Below are 13215 nucleotides of genomic sequence, written 5' to 3'. Positions count from 1 at the left end.
GATCGGTGAGGATGGGCCGGTGAGCACCGGACCGCTGCGCGTCATGACCGTCTGCACCGGCAACATCTGCCGGTCCCCGATGGCCGAGGTGGTCCTGCGGGACCGGCTGGAGCGCGCGGGACTGGCCGACCGGGTCGTGGTCGACTCCTCGGGGATCTCCGACGAGGAGGACGGCAACCCCGTCGACCGGCGGGCGGCGTCGGTGCTGCGCGAGCACGGGTACGAGGTCCCGCGGCACCGCGCGCACCGGATCACCCCCGACGAGCTCGGGCAGCGGGACCTGCTGCTGGCGATGACGTCCCGGCACGCCCGCTGGCTGCGGACGCAGGCCCCGGACGAGGAGGCCGCGGGGCGGGTGCGGATGTACCGGTCCTTCGACCCGGCCGCCCCGGACCTGGACGCGGTGGCCGACGAGTCCGACCTGGACATCGAGGACCCCTGGTACGGCGACCGGCACGACTTCGAGCGGACGCTGGAGCAGGTGGAGGCCGCCGCGGACGCGATCGTCGAGCACGTCCGCGGCCTGCTGCGCTGACCCCGGACGCCGACCCTCAGACGGGCCGCGCCCGCAGCACCGTGCCGTGGACGCGCACGTAGCCGGCGCGCTCGTACAGCCCGACGGCCCCGGAGGGGTTCTCGCTGTCGACGTCCAGGCTGACGGCGGCCATCCCCGCCTCGCGGGCCGCCCGGGCGACCGCGCCGAGCAGGATCCCGGCCAGCCCCCGGCCGCGGTGGTCGCGGCGCACGCCGAGGTTGCCCAGGTCGGCCTGCGCGAAGCCGAGGGCGGGCCAGTCGGACTCGTGGGCGAAGACGGTGGCGTACGCGACCGGTTCGTCCCCGGCGAGCACCAGCCGGCTCCAGCCGGGCCGGAACTCGGGGTTGTCCACGACGTACCGGGACCAGTCGGCGGCCGTCAGCGGCTGCGAGCCCCAGTGGTCGGCGAAGACCGCGTTGTGCAGCTCCCGCAGCCCGCGGCCGTCGTGCTCGTCGAACCGCACGACCCGGTGGCCCGCGGGCGGGGGCGGCGCCTCGATCCCGGCCCCGGCGGGCAGCGTCCGCCGCATGGTGCTGAACCAGCGCCGGACCTCGAACCCGGCGCGCGCGCAGAGCCGGGCGACGTCGTCGCGGTGCTCCTCGGCCCACACCTGCACGTCGGCGCCCACCTCCTCGCCCGGCCCGGTGCCCAGTTCCCGGCGGCGGGCGGCGGCCCGGACCGCGGCGGCCCGCTGCCCCCAGGCCAGCAGCGCCCGGCCGACGCCGCGGCCGCGCCAGGCGGGGTCGACGACGCCGTCGAACGGCAGCCGCAGGTGCGCCCGGTCCCCCATCCGCAGCTCGACGAGGCCGGCGGCGCGCAGGACGCCCGTCTCGTCGCGCCCGGCGACGGTCTGCACCGCCGGGTCGAAGCCCTCACCGGTCAGGCTGCGCCGCAACCACTCCGGCGAGTCCCGCACGTGCGGGGCGTCGACGGCGGCGGCGCGATCCAGCAGGGCCCACCAGTCCGGGACGTCGGCGGGGCTCAGGGGGTGGCACGTCAGTCCGGGCAGCACCCGCCCACCCTGCCAGAGCCTCAGAACAGCCGGCCGGCGTCGTCCGCCGCGGGTTCCTCCAGGTCCAGCAGGAACCGCTTGCGCCACAGGCCCCCGGCGTAGCCCACGAGGGCGCCGTCGTGGCCGACGACGCGGTGGCAGGGCACGAGGATCGACAGCGGGTTCCGGCCGTTGGCGACGCCGACGGCCTGGGCGTACCCGGTGCCGCCGAGGGTGCGGGCCAGGTCGCCGTACGTCGTGGTCGTCCCGTGGGGGATGCGCGTCAGCTCGTCCCAGACCCGGCGGGCGAAGACGTCGCCGCGCGGGGCCAGCGGCAGGTCGAAGGTGCGGCGCCGGCCGGCGAAGTACTCCGCGAGCTGCCCGGCGACGTCGTCGAAGGCGCCGTCGTCGCGGTCGGTGAGCCCCGCACCGGGGCCGCCGCGGTGGTCGGCGAACCAGACGCCGCTCAGCCCGGCGTCGGTGCGCGCCACCGTCAGGTCCCCCAACGGCGACGGCAGGACCGTCCACAGCACGGCCGCCCCCTCTCGGTACGGTGCCCAGGATCGCACCCACGAGGAGGAACCGTGCCCCAGGCCCCGTTGACCGCCGAAGCCGCCGAGCTGTTCGCCAAGCCGAACCCGGCGGTGATGGCGACGATCCACCCGAAGGGACACCCCGTCACCGTCGCGACCTGGTACCTGTACGAGGACGGGAAGCTGCTGCTGAACCTCGACGGCCGCCGCGCCCGGCTGCGCCACCTGCGGGAGAACCCGGCCGTCTCCCTCACGGCGCTGGCCGAGGGCGACTGGTACACGCACGTGTCGGTGCAGGGACGGGTCGTGGAGATCCGCGACGACGAGGGGCTGGTCGACATCGACCGCGTCTCGGCGCACTACACCGGCGGGCCGTACCCGACCCGCGACTCCCCGCGCGTCACCGTCGTCGTGGAGATCGAGCACTGGCACGGCTGGGGCGCCGTCGCGAAGTAGCGCCGCGGGCCGGGGGTCCGCACCCCCGGCCCCGGCCGGTCAGGCCGCCAGGCCGAGGACCTCGGCGGTGCGGGCCATCGTGCGGGTCAGCAGCTCGCGGTCGTCGGACAGCTTCGTGCCGTAGGACGGGACCATCGCCGTGAGGCGGTCGCGCCACTGCTCCTGGTGTGCGGGGAAGCACTGCGCCAGCAGCCGCAGCATGACGTCGACGGCGGTCGAGGCACCCGGAGAGGCGCCCAGCAGCGCCGCGACGGAGCCGTCGGCGGCGTGCACGAGCTCGGTGCCGAACTGCAGCACCCCGCCGCGCGGGCCCTTCTTGATGACCTGCACGCGCTGACCGGCGGTCAGCAGCTCCCAGTCCTGCTCGCGGGCGTCGGGGTAGAACACCCGCAGCGCCTCCAGCCGCTGCTCCATCGACTGCACGATCTGCTTGCCCAGGTAGGTCATGAGCGAGACGTTGTCGCGCGCGACCGCGAGCATCGGCAGCAGGTTGTGCGGGCGGACCGACAGCGGCAGGTCCAGCAACGACCCCTGCTTGAGGAACTTCGGGCTGAACCCGGCGTAGGGGCCGAACATCAGGGCCCGCTCACCGTGCGAGAAGCGGGTGTCCAGGTGCGGCACCGACATCGGCGGGGCGCCGACCTCGGCCTGGCCGTACACCTTGGCGGCGTGCCGCGCGACCACCTCGGGGTTGGTGCAGCGCAGCCACTGGCCGCTGACGGGGAAACCCCCGAACCCCTGCCCCTCGGGGATCCCGCTGCGCTGCAGCAGGTGCAGGGCGCCGCCGCCGGAACCCACGAACACGAACGGGGTGGCGACGGCGAAACTCCCCTCGGAGCTGGAACCCAGCACCGTCCACCCCGACCCGCGGCGGCGCAGGTCCTTCACGGTGTGCCCGGTGAGCAGTTCGACGCCCCGGGCCGCGGCCCCGGTGAACAGCTGCTGGGTGAGGGTCCCGAAGTCGACGTCGGTGCCGTTGGTGGAGCGGGTCGCGGCGACCTGCTCGCCGCGGTCGCGGCCGGCCTCCAGCAGCGGGGCCCACGCGGCGATCCGCTCGTGGTCGTCGGCCCACTCCATCTCGGCGAACAGCGGGTGCGCCGACAGCGCCTCGAACCGGGCCCGCAGGAACGCCACGTCCCCGCCACGGACGAAGCTCATGTGCGGGACGGCGTTGATGAAGTCCCCCGGGGAAGACAGGACGCCCTGCTCGACCTGGTGCGCCCAGAACTGGCGGCTGGCCTGGAACTGCTCGTTGATGGCCACGGCCTTGGCGATGTCGACGGTGCCGTCGGCCTTGGCGGGGGTGTAGTTCAGCTCGCACAGGGCCGAGTGGCCCGTGCCGGCGTTGTTCCACATGTCCGAGCTCTCGGCACCCACGGTGTCGAGCTTCTCCAGGACCAGGATGGACCAGTCCGGTTCCAGCTCGGCCAGCATGGTCGCGAGCGTGGCGCTCATGACCCCGCCGCCGATCAGCACGGCGTCGTAGCGGTTCGATGCGGGCACGTGAGCTCACCCTCGTTCGTCGTCGATCGGTGGACCCCCGAAGGTTACGACCTGCGCGAGGTGCGGCGCCGCCCGGGACGGGGGCCGGTGCCCCACCTCACACGTGAGGTGCGTCTCAGGCGCCGCCGGTGCCGAGCGGCTGCGTGAGGTCGTAGACGGTCGTCCCGCCCACGGTGAGCGCGGTGTAGTTCGCCGCCACCCACTCCTGGACCCGGCCGACCTCCGAGTCCTCCCCGCCCCTGTCGCCGCCCCCGCCGCCGACGAGGTAGTGGACCTCGCCGTCGGCGACGTACCGCTGGAACTGCTCCAGCGTCGGGGTCGGGTCGCCGCTCCAGCCGCCCATCGCCATGACCGCGGTGCCGGAGGCCAGCTCGTACCGCGCGGCCGCCTGGGAGCCGGAGACGGCGGCGGACCAGCGCGTGCCCGCGGCCTGCAGCAGCTCGGTCAGCTCGGTGCTGGGACTCTCCCCGCCGCCGGGGCCACCCGCGCCGCCGGTGGGCACCTGCGCGGTGGCTGCGGCACCGCCGGTCGCGCCCGGCGGGGCCTGCCGGGTCCCGTCCGTGCCGTCGGGGGTGCCGGGCATCCCCCCGAACCCGCCGCCCGTCCCGCTGCCGCCCGTCCCGCTGCCGGCCGAGGCGCCGGCCGGACCGACGGTGGGGATGGAGCCGGTGTGCGCGGTCGCGGCCGTCGCGACGGCGTACGAGGCCGTCCCGCCGAGCCCGACGACCGTGCCGGAGAGCACCAGGACGATCGCGAGCCGGCGCAGCCGCACCGGCGTCACGACGAACCCGGTCGCCAGGGCCACCGAGACGAGCAGGAGCACCCAGCCGGCCCAGACCCACGTCCCGTTGCGGTGCAGCAGCACGAAGGCCCACACCCCGGCGGCGGCCAGCACCAGGGCCAGCCCCACCCGCGCCAGGACCTGCGCGCGCCGGGCCCACAGCAGCTGCCCGCCCCCGGCGGCGAGCGCGGCGACGGCCGGGGCGAGGGCCACGGTGTAGTACGGGTGGACGGTGCCCTCCATGTAGGCGAACGTCGCACCGGACACCAGCAGCCAGCCGCCCCACAGGACCAGCGAGGCGCGGCCGAGGTCGGTGCGCGGCGCGCGGCCGCGGGCGACCAGGCCCAGCACGAGGGCCAGCAGCGCGGCGGGCAGCAGCCAGGAGATCTCGTTGCCCATCTCGGAGGAGAACAGCCGCTGCCAGGTGGCGGTGCCGCCGAAGCTGGACCCCGGGGTGCCCCCGGACGTCCCGCCACCCCCGCCGCCGTCGGAGCCGAGGATGCGGCCCAGGCCGTTGTAGCCCAGGACGAGGTCCATGACGGTTCCGTCGGTGGAGCCGCCGATGTAGGGCTCCTCCCCGGGCCACAGGGTGACCGCCAGGACCCACCAGCCGGCCGAGACGACCACCGCGGCGGCGGCGCCGAGCAGGTGCAGGACCCGCTTGCCGAGGCCGGTGGGCGCGGCCCACAGGTGCACCAGCGCCAGGCCCGGCAGGACGAGGAAGCCCTGGAGCATCTTGGTGAGGAAGGCGAACCCGATCGCCACCCCGGCCCAGGCCAGCCACCTCCAGGACGCCCGCTCGGTCGCGCGGACGGTGCAGTAGGCGGCCAGGGTCATCAGCAGCACGAGCAGCGCGTCGGGGTTGTCGAACCGGAAGATCAGCGCCGCGGCCGGGGTGAGGGCGAGCGCGGCCCCGGCGACGAGCCCGGCGACGGGCCCGTGCCAGCGGCGGACGGCGGCGGTGAGCAGCCACACCGCGCCGACGCCCTCGAGGGCCTGCGGGACCAGCAGCGTCCAGGAGCTGAAGCCGAAGGCGCGCGCGGCGAGGCCGCTGACCCACAGCGAGGCGGGCGGCTTGTCGACGGTGATGAAGCTCTGGGCGTCCAGGGACCCGAAGAACCACGCCTTCCAGCTCTGCGACCCGGCCTGGACGGCCGCGGCGTAGAAGCTGTTCGCGTAGCCGGAGGCGGACAGGTCGACGACGTGCAGGACGCCGGTCGCCACCAGCAGCGCGAGGGTCGCCCAGCGCACCCAGCGCGGCCGGACCCGCCCGCCCGGGGCCGCCGGTCCGGTGTCCGCGGCGGGCGCGGTCGTGGTCGTGGTCATGCTCCCACCGTCGGCCCCGACCCCGGCTGCCGACCCAGGACCGGCTGTGGAGCAGCCGTGAGCCGGTCCGCCACGGGACCGGAGGGGTCAGGGCAGGTGGGCCAGGACCTCGCGCCGGTGCGCGGCGAGCTGCTCGAGCAGCTCCACCTCCTCCTGCGGCGAGGACTGCACCGTGCCGCGGCGCAGCCGGTCGCGGCGGAAGGCGAGCTCGGTGGCGGCCTCCTGGAACTCCCGGACGGCCCGCGCGGCCGGTGCGCCGCCGCGGGCTGAGGCCAGCGAGCGGGCCCGGCGGCGGCCGCGGGCCGAGGCGAGCATCTCCACCTCGGACTCCCCCAGCCAGCCGGTGCGGACGTAGACCTGCAGGTGCCGGGCGATGAGCCGCGCCTCGCGGACGCGGGCGGCCAGCGCCACCGCGACGGCCGCGGCGAACACGGGCACCTGCAGCAGCAGGAACAGCTCGAAGAACGTCGCGACCCCCGCCCCGGCGGAGGCGTTCCACAGGGCGTGCAGGACGACCGCGACGGCGAACCCGAGCACGGGCGCGCCCACGCGGTGCAGCGCCGACCGCCGCCGCGCGGCCAGGCCCAGCCCCACGCCCACGGCCATCGAGAACAGCGGGTGGGCGAACGGGGACACCAGGCAGCGCAGCACGAACACCGCCACCAGCGAGGCGGGCTGGTCGTCGCCCAGGGCGCGGCCGAGGTAGAGGACGTTCTCCAGGAAGGCGAACCCGACCCCGACGAACGCCGCGTAGACGATGCCGTCGACGACCCCGTCGAACTGGCGGCGCTGCTTCAGGAGCAGCAGCAGGACCCCCAGCCCCTTGAGGGCCTCCTCCACGACGGGGGCGACGAGGACGGAGGTGTTCGTCACGTCGCCGACGGCGCCGCCGAAGTCGTGGTGGAACACGCGGTCCAGGAGCCGGGACGCGCCGGTGTTCAGGACGAGCGCGCCGAGGCTGGCCACGCAGGCGCCCCAGCCGAACGCGAACGCCAGCAGGTGCGGGGGTTCGGCCTCGTGCCGGTCCAGCCACAGGACGGTCGCCAGGACCGGGCCGACGGGCACCGCCGCCAGCGCCAGCCCGGGCAGCAGGCCGCCCCAGCCGATCTCGGCCGTCACCGCGCCCAGGCTCAGCAGGCCGCAGACGACGAGCACGACCACCGGGAGGGGGGCCGGCGCGGTGGCGCGGACTGGCGGCGCCGGCATGGTCCGAGGGTACGGGCTGCCCCCTCGCCCGCCCGTCGGCCGGTCGCCCACCTCTACGCTGACCCGGTGAGCAACGACAAGGTCAGCGAGCGCATCGTCTGGATCGACTGCGAGATGACCGGGCTGAGCCTGACCGACGACGCGCTCGTCGAGGTGGCGGTCCTGGTCACCGACGCCGACCTCAACGTCCTCGGCGACGGCGTCGACGTCGTGATCAAACCCCCGGCGGAGTCGCTGGTGGACATGGACCCGGTCGTGGTCGACATGCACACCACCTCCGGCCTGCTGGCCGAGCTCCCGGCCGGGCGGACGCTGGCCGAGGCCGAGCAGGTCGTCCTGGACTACGTGCGCACGTGGGTGCCCGAGCCCCGCAAGGCCCCGCTGGCCGGCAGCTCGGTGCACACCGACCGGGCGTTCCTGGCGCGGGACATGCCGCAGCTGACCGACCACCTGCACTACCGGCTCATCGACGTGTCGTCGCTGAAGGAGCTGGCCCGCCGCTGGTTCCCGCGGGTGTACTTCCACACCCCCCGCAAGCACGGCGGGCACCGGGCGCTGGCCGACATCCGCGAGAGCATCCAGGAGCTGAAGTACTACCGGGAGGTGCTGTTCGTCCCCGACCCGGGCCCGGACTCGGAGACGGCGAAGGCCGCGGGGGCGAAGTTCGAGCTGAAGCCCGACGCGCCGCAGGCCTGAGCGGACGGGTGGTGGGTGTCCCGCAGCACTGCGGGGCGCGTGTATCCTCGACCCGTCACCTGCGCTCGCCCCGGGCGGTCGCGGTGGGTTCGTGGTGGGTGTAGCTCAGCTGGTAGAGCACCTGGTTGTGGTCCAGGAAGTCGCGGGTTCAAGTCCCGTCACTCACCCCACGGAAGCAGGGGCGGTCCCGTTCGCGGGGCCGCCCCTTCCTCGTCCCCCTCACGTGCTCTGCTCCCCGTCGCGGGCCAGGTGGTCCCGGCCGAGGGCGACGAGCTGCTCGCGCAGCCAGGCCAGGTAGGCGTCCCGGTCGGCGCGCAGCGCGAGGGAGACGACGGCCTGCCCCAGCACGTCCCAGTGGTGGACCCCCGCGACGGGCAGCACGACGACCCGCAGCGAGAAGGGCCGGATGCGCCGCCCCAGCTCGCGCTCGACGGCGGTGACGAGGTTCGTCTCGAACAGGGCGCTGGGCGAGCGGGCGATGACGCGCTTCTCGACCTCCCGGGCCCGCGCGCACCAGGCCAGCGCGTCGTCCAGGCCGAGCTCGGCCAGCCCGCGCAGCTCGGGGCGGCCGTCGAGGCCGGGGTAGCGCGGCGGCAGGATCGAGGTCAGCGCGTCCGGGCCGCCGGGGAAGTGCCGGACCCACCAGGCCGCCCACTGCTGCCCGGCGGCGTCGAGGCCGGCGATGTCGTGCCCGGGGGCGCGCAGCGGCCGCACCGGCGGGTCCAGCGGCGGCAGGTCCGGCAGCAGGGGCGAGGTCGGCGGTTCCAGCCCGGCGGCGTCGCGCAGGTGCAGGGCCAGCAGCAGGGACTGGGGCATGGTGAGGTCGATCCCCCACCGCCCGACGTCGCGCACCCGACCACTGTGCTCGGCTGCGCGCGCTGCGTCCACCGGACCGGCCGGATCATCCCCAGGGGTGATCCGCTGGTCGTGCCCGCGGCCGATGCGCGGTCCCCCGGCGGCTGCCTAGGGTCGGGGGCATGACCGCTCCGGTGCTGACCCGCTACCCGCTCGACGCCTCCGCCGCGCGCCGGCGGCGACGACGGATCGCGGTGGTCGTCGAGGTGCGCCGGGAGCAGTCCGAGCGCTCCGGCCGCGCCCGGCGGCCGCTGAGCACCGACGCGGCCGTCCGCGCGGGGGCCTTCGACCACGCACGGTGAACCGGCCGCGGGCCGGGTGGGCCGGACGGGTCCACCGCCCCCGCCCACCCTCAAGGACCGCACCTCCGGGGACGACGAAGTGTGCGTCCCCCCGGGCCGCGGGGGGACGGTCGGACCCTCGGGAGGACGCATGACGCACCAGAGCACGCCGTCGGACAGCGCCGTGGAACCGGTGAGGGAGATGCTCTCCGAGCACATCCCGCTGTCGCTGATCATGGACATGGCCTCGCCGGACGGCCCGCACTCCGCGGAGCTGCTCGCGGCCGAGGGCCTGCCCGACGAGGAGTGGTGGGCGCAGGGCTGACCTGCCGCACCACCGGCAGGGCCGGGACCGGTCCCCGCGGGGCGCGCCCCCTCTCGCTCCCGGCGGGGACCGATTTCCCGGGACGTGTGCACGTCTGCTACGGTTCCGGCCGTTCGCGCTACTAGCTCAATTGGCAGAGCAGCTGACTCTTAATCAGCGGGTTCATGGTTCGAGTCCATGGTGGCGCACCGCACCGCCGAACCCCGTCCCCGGTCCCCCGGGGGCGGGGTTCAGTGCTTCACGGCGACGACGGGGCAGTCGGCCCCGAGCAGGATCCGCTGGGTGTGGCTGCCGAGGATGAGCTTCATCGTGGCCGACCTGCGGGCCACCCCGGTCACCACGAGCCCGGCCCCCACCTCCTCGGCCAGGTCGATGACCTGCCCGGCGGGGTCGTCGGTGGGCTGGTGGACGCGGTGGGGCAACCCGGAGGCGTCCAGCTGCGCCTGCAGCTCCTCCAGCGCGGCCGGGGAGGTGAACGTCGGCCCGCCCTCGCGGTCGCTGTGGCTGAGGACCACGTGGACGGTCGTGGCGCCGGGCTGCGCCTGGGGGCGCTCGAGCACGTGCTGCACGGCCCAGCGCAGCGCCGCCGCCCCCTCGGGGCGTTCGCTGGCGTGGACGACGACGTGCGCCAGGGGCGAGGCGGGCTCGGTGGCGGGTCCGGACGGGTTCACGGTCTGCTCCTGTTCGGGTGGTTCGCGGGGGGCGGGTCGGGGCCGTCAGGGGGCGAGGCGGGCCGCCTCGTCGGCCGTGAGCGGGCGGGTGGGGTGCCCGTTCAGCAGCAGGTGCAGCTTGGCGGTCTCCTCCAGCTCCTCCAGGGCGTCCGTGGCGGCGCTCAGGTCCACGCCGGCCACGACCGGCCCGTGGTTGCTCAGGAGCATCGCCCGGTGGGTGCGGGCGGTGCGCTCGGCCACCTCCTCCAGCGCCGTGTCGCCCGGCGCGTGGTACGGCAGCAGCGGCAGCGAGCCGACGCGCATCGCGAAGTAGGCGGTCAGCGGCGGCAGCGCGCCGGCCGGGTCGAGCCCGGCCAGGCAGGACACGGCGGCCGCGTGCGTGGAGTGGGTGTGCACCACGGCGTTCGCGTCCGGCCGCGCCCGCAGCACCGCGGCGTGCAGGAACGCCTCCTTGGACGGCTTCGGCCCGGCCCGGTGCGTCCCGTCCAGCGCGACGAGGGACAGCTCCGCGGGCGTCACGGTGCCCAGGCTCGACCCCGTGGGGGTGATGAGGAACCCCTCGGGGGTCCGCGCGCTGATGTTCCCGGTGCTGCCGTGGGTCAGGCCCCGGCTGAACAGCGACCGGGCGCACTCGACGACCTGCCGGCGCAGCGCGTCGTCGGCTCCCCCGGTGCCGTTCACGCCGGCACCGGGTCCGCCGGGGCGTGCGGGGCGTCGTGCGGGGCGTCGTGCGGGTTGTCGTCGCCGGCGGCCCGCACGAGCAGCCCGGCGTCGCCGAAGTTCCCGGACTTCAGCAGCAGCCACAACGGGTCCCCGGCCTGCGGGCCGGTCCCGGCGTCGGCGCGGGTGCGGATCCACGGGACCCCGGGGGCGGCCTCGGCGCCGATGAGGCCGCCGTCGACCCCCAGAGCGGTGACGACCGCCCCGGAGGTCTCCCCGCCGGCCACGACCAGGCGGCGCACGCCCCGCTCGACCAGGCCGCGGGCCACCGTCCCGGTGGCCTCCTCCAGGATGCGCGAGGCCCGGTCGACCCCCAGGGCCTCCTGGGCCGCGCGCAGCTGCTCGGGGGGCTGGGAGGAGTAGACGACGGGCGCGGGGCCGTCGGCGGGCTGCCGGTCGTACCAGCGCAGGGCCTGCTCGGCCAGGGCCGCGGCGTCGGGGGTGGCGACCGCGTCCAGGAAGTGCGCGGGGTGCCCGGGGTGGGCCGCGCACAGTTCCCGGAGCTGTTCGAGGGTGCGGGCCGAGCAGCTCCCGGCCAGGACCGCGGTGCGGGTCGCGCCCGGCACGTCGGCCCCGTCGGCGGCGGCCCGGGCCGGGACGTGCTCGGCGGCCAGGGCCGCGCCCAGCCCGGCGGCCAGCCCCGCCGCCCCCGTCAGCAGCGGCAGGTCGCGGCAGGCCGCTCCGATCGTCAGCAGGTCGTGGTCGTCGAGGGCGTCGACGACGACGTAGGCGTGACCGGCGTCGGTGGCCGCCCGCAGGGCCTCGCGGACCGCCGCCTCGCCGCGGCTGACGACGGGACGGGTCAGCAGGGTGGCGGACCGGGCCGTCTGGGTCTGCAGGACGCGCTGGACGTTGCTGTCGGTCATCGGCGTCAGCGGGTGGTGGCGCATGGGGGACTCCGCGAGCGGCACGTCCCCGACGAACAGGTTCCCCAGGTACTGGGTGCGCCCGTGGGCGGGTGAAGCGGGGACCACGACGGTGCCGGCGGACCCGGTGAACTCCAGCAGCGCGTCGGCGACGGGGCCGATGTTGCCGCGCGCGGTGGAGTCGAACGTGGAGCAGTACTTGAAGTACAGCCGCTCCGCGCCCCGCTCCCGCAGCCACCGGGCCGCCTGCAGGGACTGCGCGACGGCCTCGGCGGGGTCGATGGTGCGCGACTTCAGCGCCACCACGACCGCCTGCGTCCCGGCCGGCGGGACCAGCGAGGTCGCGGTGGGGACGCCGAAGTGGACGGCGGTGCGCAGCCCGGCGCGGCGGAAGGCGACGGCGACGTCGGTGGCCCCGGTGAAGTCGTCGGCGATCGCACCGACCAGCGGGGCGGTGGTGGGAGTGCCCATCAGCGGTCCGCCGTCAGCTGGTCGTGCAGCGCCTGCGCGGCGGCCTGCGGGCTGCTGTGCACCCGGATGCCCAGCGCCTGGGCCAGCGCCGGGGCGGCCGGGGCCAGGGAGTACTGGGCCAGCAGCACCGCCTCGGTGCCCGGGTGCTCACCCAGGGCCGGCAGCAGCGCCGAGTACAGGGCCTCGACCAGGCCCTCCTCGTCGTTCGCCAGCGCGGGGCGCACGGCGCCGGGGACGACCACCGCGTCGACGTCGAGGGACACGCCCTCGCGGGCGGCCTGCTCCAGCAGCCGGCGGCGGCTGTCGTCGCGCGAGGCCGGGTTGGAGGCCACCAGCAGCACCCGGCGGTGCCCGGCGCGCAGGACGGCGTCGAAGACGGCCCCGTCCGGCGGCAGCAGCGGCACGTCCACGCCGTCGCGCAGGGTGGCGGTGACCGGCCCGTAGAGCGAGCAGGTCAGCAGGACCGCGTCGGCGCCCTCCCCGACGGCGTGCTCGATCAGCCGTCCCATCCGCCGCTGCAGGTCCTCGGTGAGGCCGCCGCGCGCTTCGGCCTCCGGCAGCAGGCGGTCGTCGAGGATGTTCCAGAGCACCGCGTCGGGGAAGGCGTCGGCGAAGGCCGCGGTGACCGGCGGGATGGAGGCCGGGGTGGCGCTGATGAGGGCGACGAGCGGTCGCGGGGGACGGGGCGCGGCTGCCTGCGCGTCGGCGGGGGAACCGGTCTCGGGTGCGGTGGTGGACATGCGGGCTCCTGGCGGGGACGAGGGGGTTCGGGACGAGGGTGCCCCCGGGGCCGGCCGGTGCGGCCGGCCCCGGGGGCGGGTCGTCAGGCGCGCGCGGTCGCCGCCACGACGGCGTCGGCGAACCCGCTGCAGGAGGCCGTGCCGCCCATGTCGGGGGTGGTGGTGCCCTCGGAGACGACGAGGTCGACGGCCGCCTCGACGACGTCGGCGGCCCGGGACACCTTCGCGTCGTCGAACTTCGCCGCCAGCCAGCGCAGCA

General features: G+C 76.0%; 15 protein-coding genes and 2 tRNA genes. 7 read left to right on the top strand and 10 right to left on the bottom strand.

The window, feature by feature from the left end; all coding sequences use genetic code 11:
• The first annotated feature begins 43 nt into the window (after positions 1 to 43).
• Positions 44 to 535 (top strand): low molecular weight protein-tyrosine-phosphatase, encoded by a 492-nt coding sequence (locus tag ACRYRX_RS15330; protein ID WP_432513191.1) that lies wholly within the window; start codon positions 44 to 46, stop codon positions 533 to 535.
• Between the two features lie 16 nt (positions 536 to 551).
• Here the strand turns inward: ACRYRX_RS15330 and ACRYRX_RS15325 are convergent, their stop codons facing one another.
• A complete protein-coding gene (locus ACRYRX_RS15325; protein ID WP_432513091.1) occupies positions 552 to 1547 on the bottom strand; it encodes a GNAT family N-acetyltransferase in 996 nt (331 codons plus the stop codon).
• A 20-nt stretch (positions 1548 to 1567) separates the two neighbouring features.
• Positions 1568 to 2059, bottom strand: a complete 492-nt coding sequence (locus ACRYRX_RS15320; protein WP_432513090.1) for a methylated-DNA--[protein]-cysteine S-methyltransferase — start codon at positions 2057 to 2059, stop codon at positions 1568 to 1570.
• Positions 2060 to 2110: 51 nt separating this feature from the next.
• Here ACRYRX_RS15320 and ACRYRX_RS15315 point away from each other — a divergent pair, with 51 nt between their 5' ends.
• On the top strand, positions 2111 to 2515 hold the full coding sequence (locus tag ACRYRX_RS15315; RefSeq protein ID WP_432513089.1) for a TIGR03618 family F420-dependent PPOX class oxidoreductase: 405 nt from the start codon (positions 2111 to 2113) through the stop codon (positions 2513 to 2515).
• Positions 2516 to 2554: 39 nt separating this feature from the next.
• On the opposite strand, the gene ACRYRX_RS15310 is transcribed toward ACRYRX_RS15315, so the two are convergent.
• From ACRYRX_RS15310 to ACRYRX_RS15300, 3 genes are all read right to left on the bottom strand, one after another.
• On the bottom strand, positions 2555 to 4018 hold the full coding sequence (locus ACRYRX_RS15310; RefSeq protein ID WP_432513088.1) for a malate:quinone oxidoreductase: 1464 nt from the start codon (positions 4016 to 4018) through the stop codon (positions 2555 to 2557).
• Between the two features lie 115 nt (positions 4019 to 4133).
• A complete protein-coding gene (locus ACRYRX_RS15305; protein WP_432513087.1) occupies positions 4134 to 6125 on the bottom strand; it encodes an ArnT family glycosyltransferase in 1992 nt (663 codons plus the stop codon).
• Positions 6126 to 6212: 87 nt separating this feature from the next.
• Positions 6213 to 7331, bottom strand: a complete 1119-nt coding sequence (locus ACRYRX_RS15300) for a PrsW family intramembrane metalloprotease (RefSeq protein ID WP_432513085.1) — start codon at positions 7329 to 7331, stop codon at positions 6213 to 6215.
• A gap of 66 nt (positions 7332 to 7397) precedes the next feature.
• Here ACRYRX_RS15300 and orn point away from each other — a divergent pair, with 66 nt between their 5' ends.
• The gene (gene orn, locus ACRYRX_RS15295) at positions 7398 to 8027 is read left to right on the top strand and encodes an oligoribonuclease (protein ID WP_432513084.1); all 630 of its coding nucleotides are present in this window, start codon (positions 7398 to 7400) and stop codon (positions 8025 to 8027) included.
• A 94-nt stretch (positions 8028 to 8121) separates the two neighbouring features.
• Positions 8122 to 8197, top strand: a tRNA-His gene (locus tag ACRYRX_RS15290).
• A 49-nt stretch (positions 8198 to 8246) separates the two neighbouring features.
• On the opposite strand, the gene ACRYRX_RS15285 is transcribed toward ACRYRX_RS15290, so the two are convergent.
• Positions 8247 to 8879 (bottom strand): hypothetical protein, encoded by a 633-nt coding sequence (locus ACRYRX_RS15285; RefSeq protein ID WP_432513083.1) that lies wholly within the window; start codon positions 8877 to 8879, stop codon positions 8247 to 8249.
• A 125-nt stretch (positions 8880 to 9004) separates the two neighbouring features.
• On the opposite strand from ACRYRX_RS15285, the gene ACRYRX_RS15280 reads away from it, so the two are divergent.
• The 3 genes from ACRYRX_RS15280 (at position 9005) to ACRYRX_RS15270 (ending at position 9676) form a co-directional block, all read left to right on the top strand.
• Positions 9005 to 9184 (top strand): hypothetical protein, encoded by a 180-nt coding sequence (locus ACRYRX_RS15280; RefSeq protein ID WP_432513082.1) that lies wholly within the window; start codon positions 9005 to 9007, stop codon positions 9182 to 9184.
• Between the two features lie 130 nt (positions 9185 to 9314).
• Entirely contained in the window at positions 9315 to 9488 is a 174-nt protein-coding gene (locus ACRYRX_RS15275) for a hypothetical protein (RefSeq protein ID WP_432513081.1), read from the top strand.
• 115 nt (positions 9489 to 9603) lie between these two features.
• Positions 9604 to 9676 (top strand) — tRNA-Lys (locus ACRYRX_RS15270).
• 42 nt (positions 9677 to 9718) lie between these two features.
• Here the strand turns inward: ACRYRX_RS15270 and ACRYRX_RS15265 are convergent.
• The 4 genes from ACRYRX_RS15265 to ACRYRX_RS15250 are packed head-to-tail and all read right to left on the bottom strand — an operon-like array spanning position 9719 to position 12956.
• Positions 9719 to 10159 (bottom strand): universal stress protein, encoded by a 441-nt coding sequence (locus ACRYRX_RS15265; protein WP_432513079.1) that lies wholly within the window; start codon positions 10157 to 10159, stop codon positions 9719 to 9721.
• A gap of 45 nt (positions 10160 to 10204) precedes the next feature.
• The gene (gene otnC / locus ACRYRX_RS15260) at positions 10205 to 10840 is read right to left on the bottom strand and encodes a 3-oxo-tetronate 4-phosphate decarboxylase (RefSeq protein WP_432513078.1); all 636 of its coding nucleotides are present in this window, start codon (positions 10838 to 10840) and stop codon (positions 10205 to 10207) included.
• The gene (otnK, locus tag ACRYRX_RS15255; protein ID WP_432513077.1) at positions 10837 to 12216 is read right to left on the bottom strand and encodes a 3-oxo-tetronate kinase; all 1380 of its coding nucleotides are present in this window, start codon (positions 12214 to 12216) and stop codon (positions 10837 to 10839) included. Before otnK ends, otnC begins: the two co-directional genes overlap by 4 nt.
• Positions 12216 to 12956, bottom strand: coding sequence for an aspartate/glutamate racemase family protein (locus tag ACRYRX_RS15250; RefSeq protein WP_432513075.1), 741 nt, complete (start codon positions 12954 to 12956; stop codon positions 12216 to 12218). Before ACRYRX_RS15250 ends, otnK begins: the two co-directional genes overlap by 1 nt.
• Between the last annotated feature and the right edge of the window lie 259 nt (positions 12957 to 13215).

It is taken from the genome of Kineococcus lubricus (genome assembly GCF_050871965.1).
Classification (GTDB): domain Bacteria; phylum Actinomycetota; class Actinomycetes; order Actinomycetales; family Kineococcaceae; genus Kineococcus.
This window is presented reverse-complemented; position numbering and strand designations above follow the sequence as displayed.

Excerpts from the sequence above, each read along its gene's own strand:
- ACRYRX_RS15330 (WP_432513191.1), top strand. The coding sequence starts at position 44 with ATGACCGTCTGCACCGGCAACATCTGCCGGTCCCCGATGGCCGAGGTG.
- ACRYRX_RS15305 (WP_432513087.1), bottom strand. The coding sequence starts at position 6,125 with ATGACCACGACCACGACCGCGCCCGCCGCGGACACCGGACCGGCGGCC.
- ACRYRX_RS15300 (WP_432513085.1), bottom strand. The coding sequence starts at position 7,331 with ATGCCGGCGCCGCCAGTCCGCGCCACCGCGCCGGCCCCCCTCCCGGTG.
- ACRYRX_RS15280 (WP_432513082.1), top strand. The coding sequence starts at position 9,005 with ATGACCGCTCCGGTGCTGACCCGCTACCCGCTCGACGCCTCCGCCGCG.
- ACRYRX_RS15275 (WP_432513081.1), top strand. The coding sequence starts at position 9,315 with ATGACGCACCAGAGCACGCCGTCGGACAGCGCCGTGGAACCGGTGAGG.
- otnK (WP_432513077.1), bottom strand. The coding sequence starts at position 12,216 with ATGGGCACTCCCACCACCGCCCCGCTGGTCGGTGCGATCGCCGACGAC.
- ACRYRX_RS15250 (WP_432513075.1), bottom strand. The coding sequence starts at position 12,956 with ATGTCCACCACCGCACCCGAGACCGGTTCCCCCGCCGACGCGCAGGCA.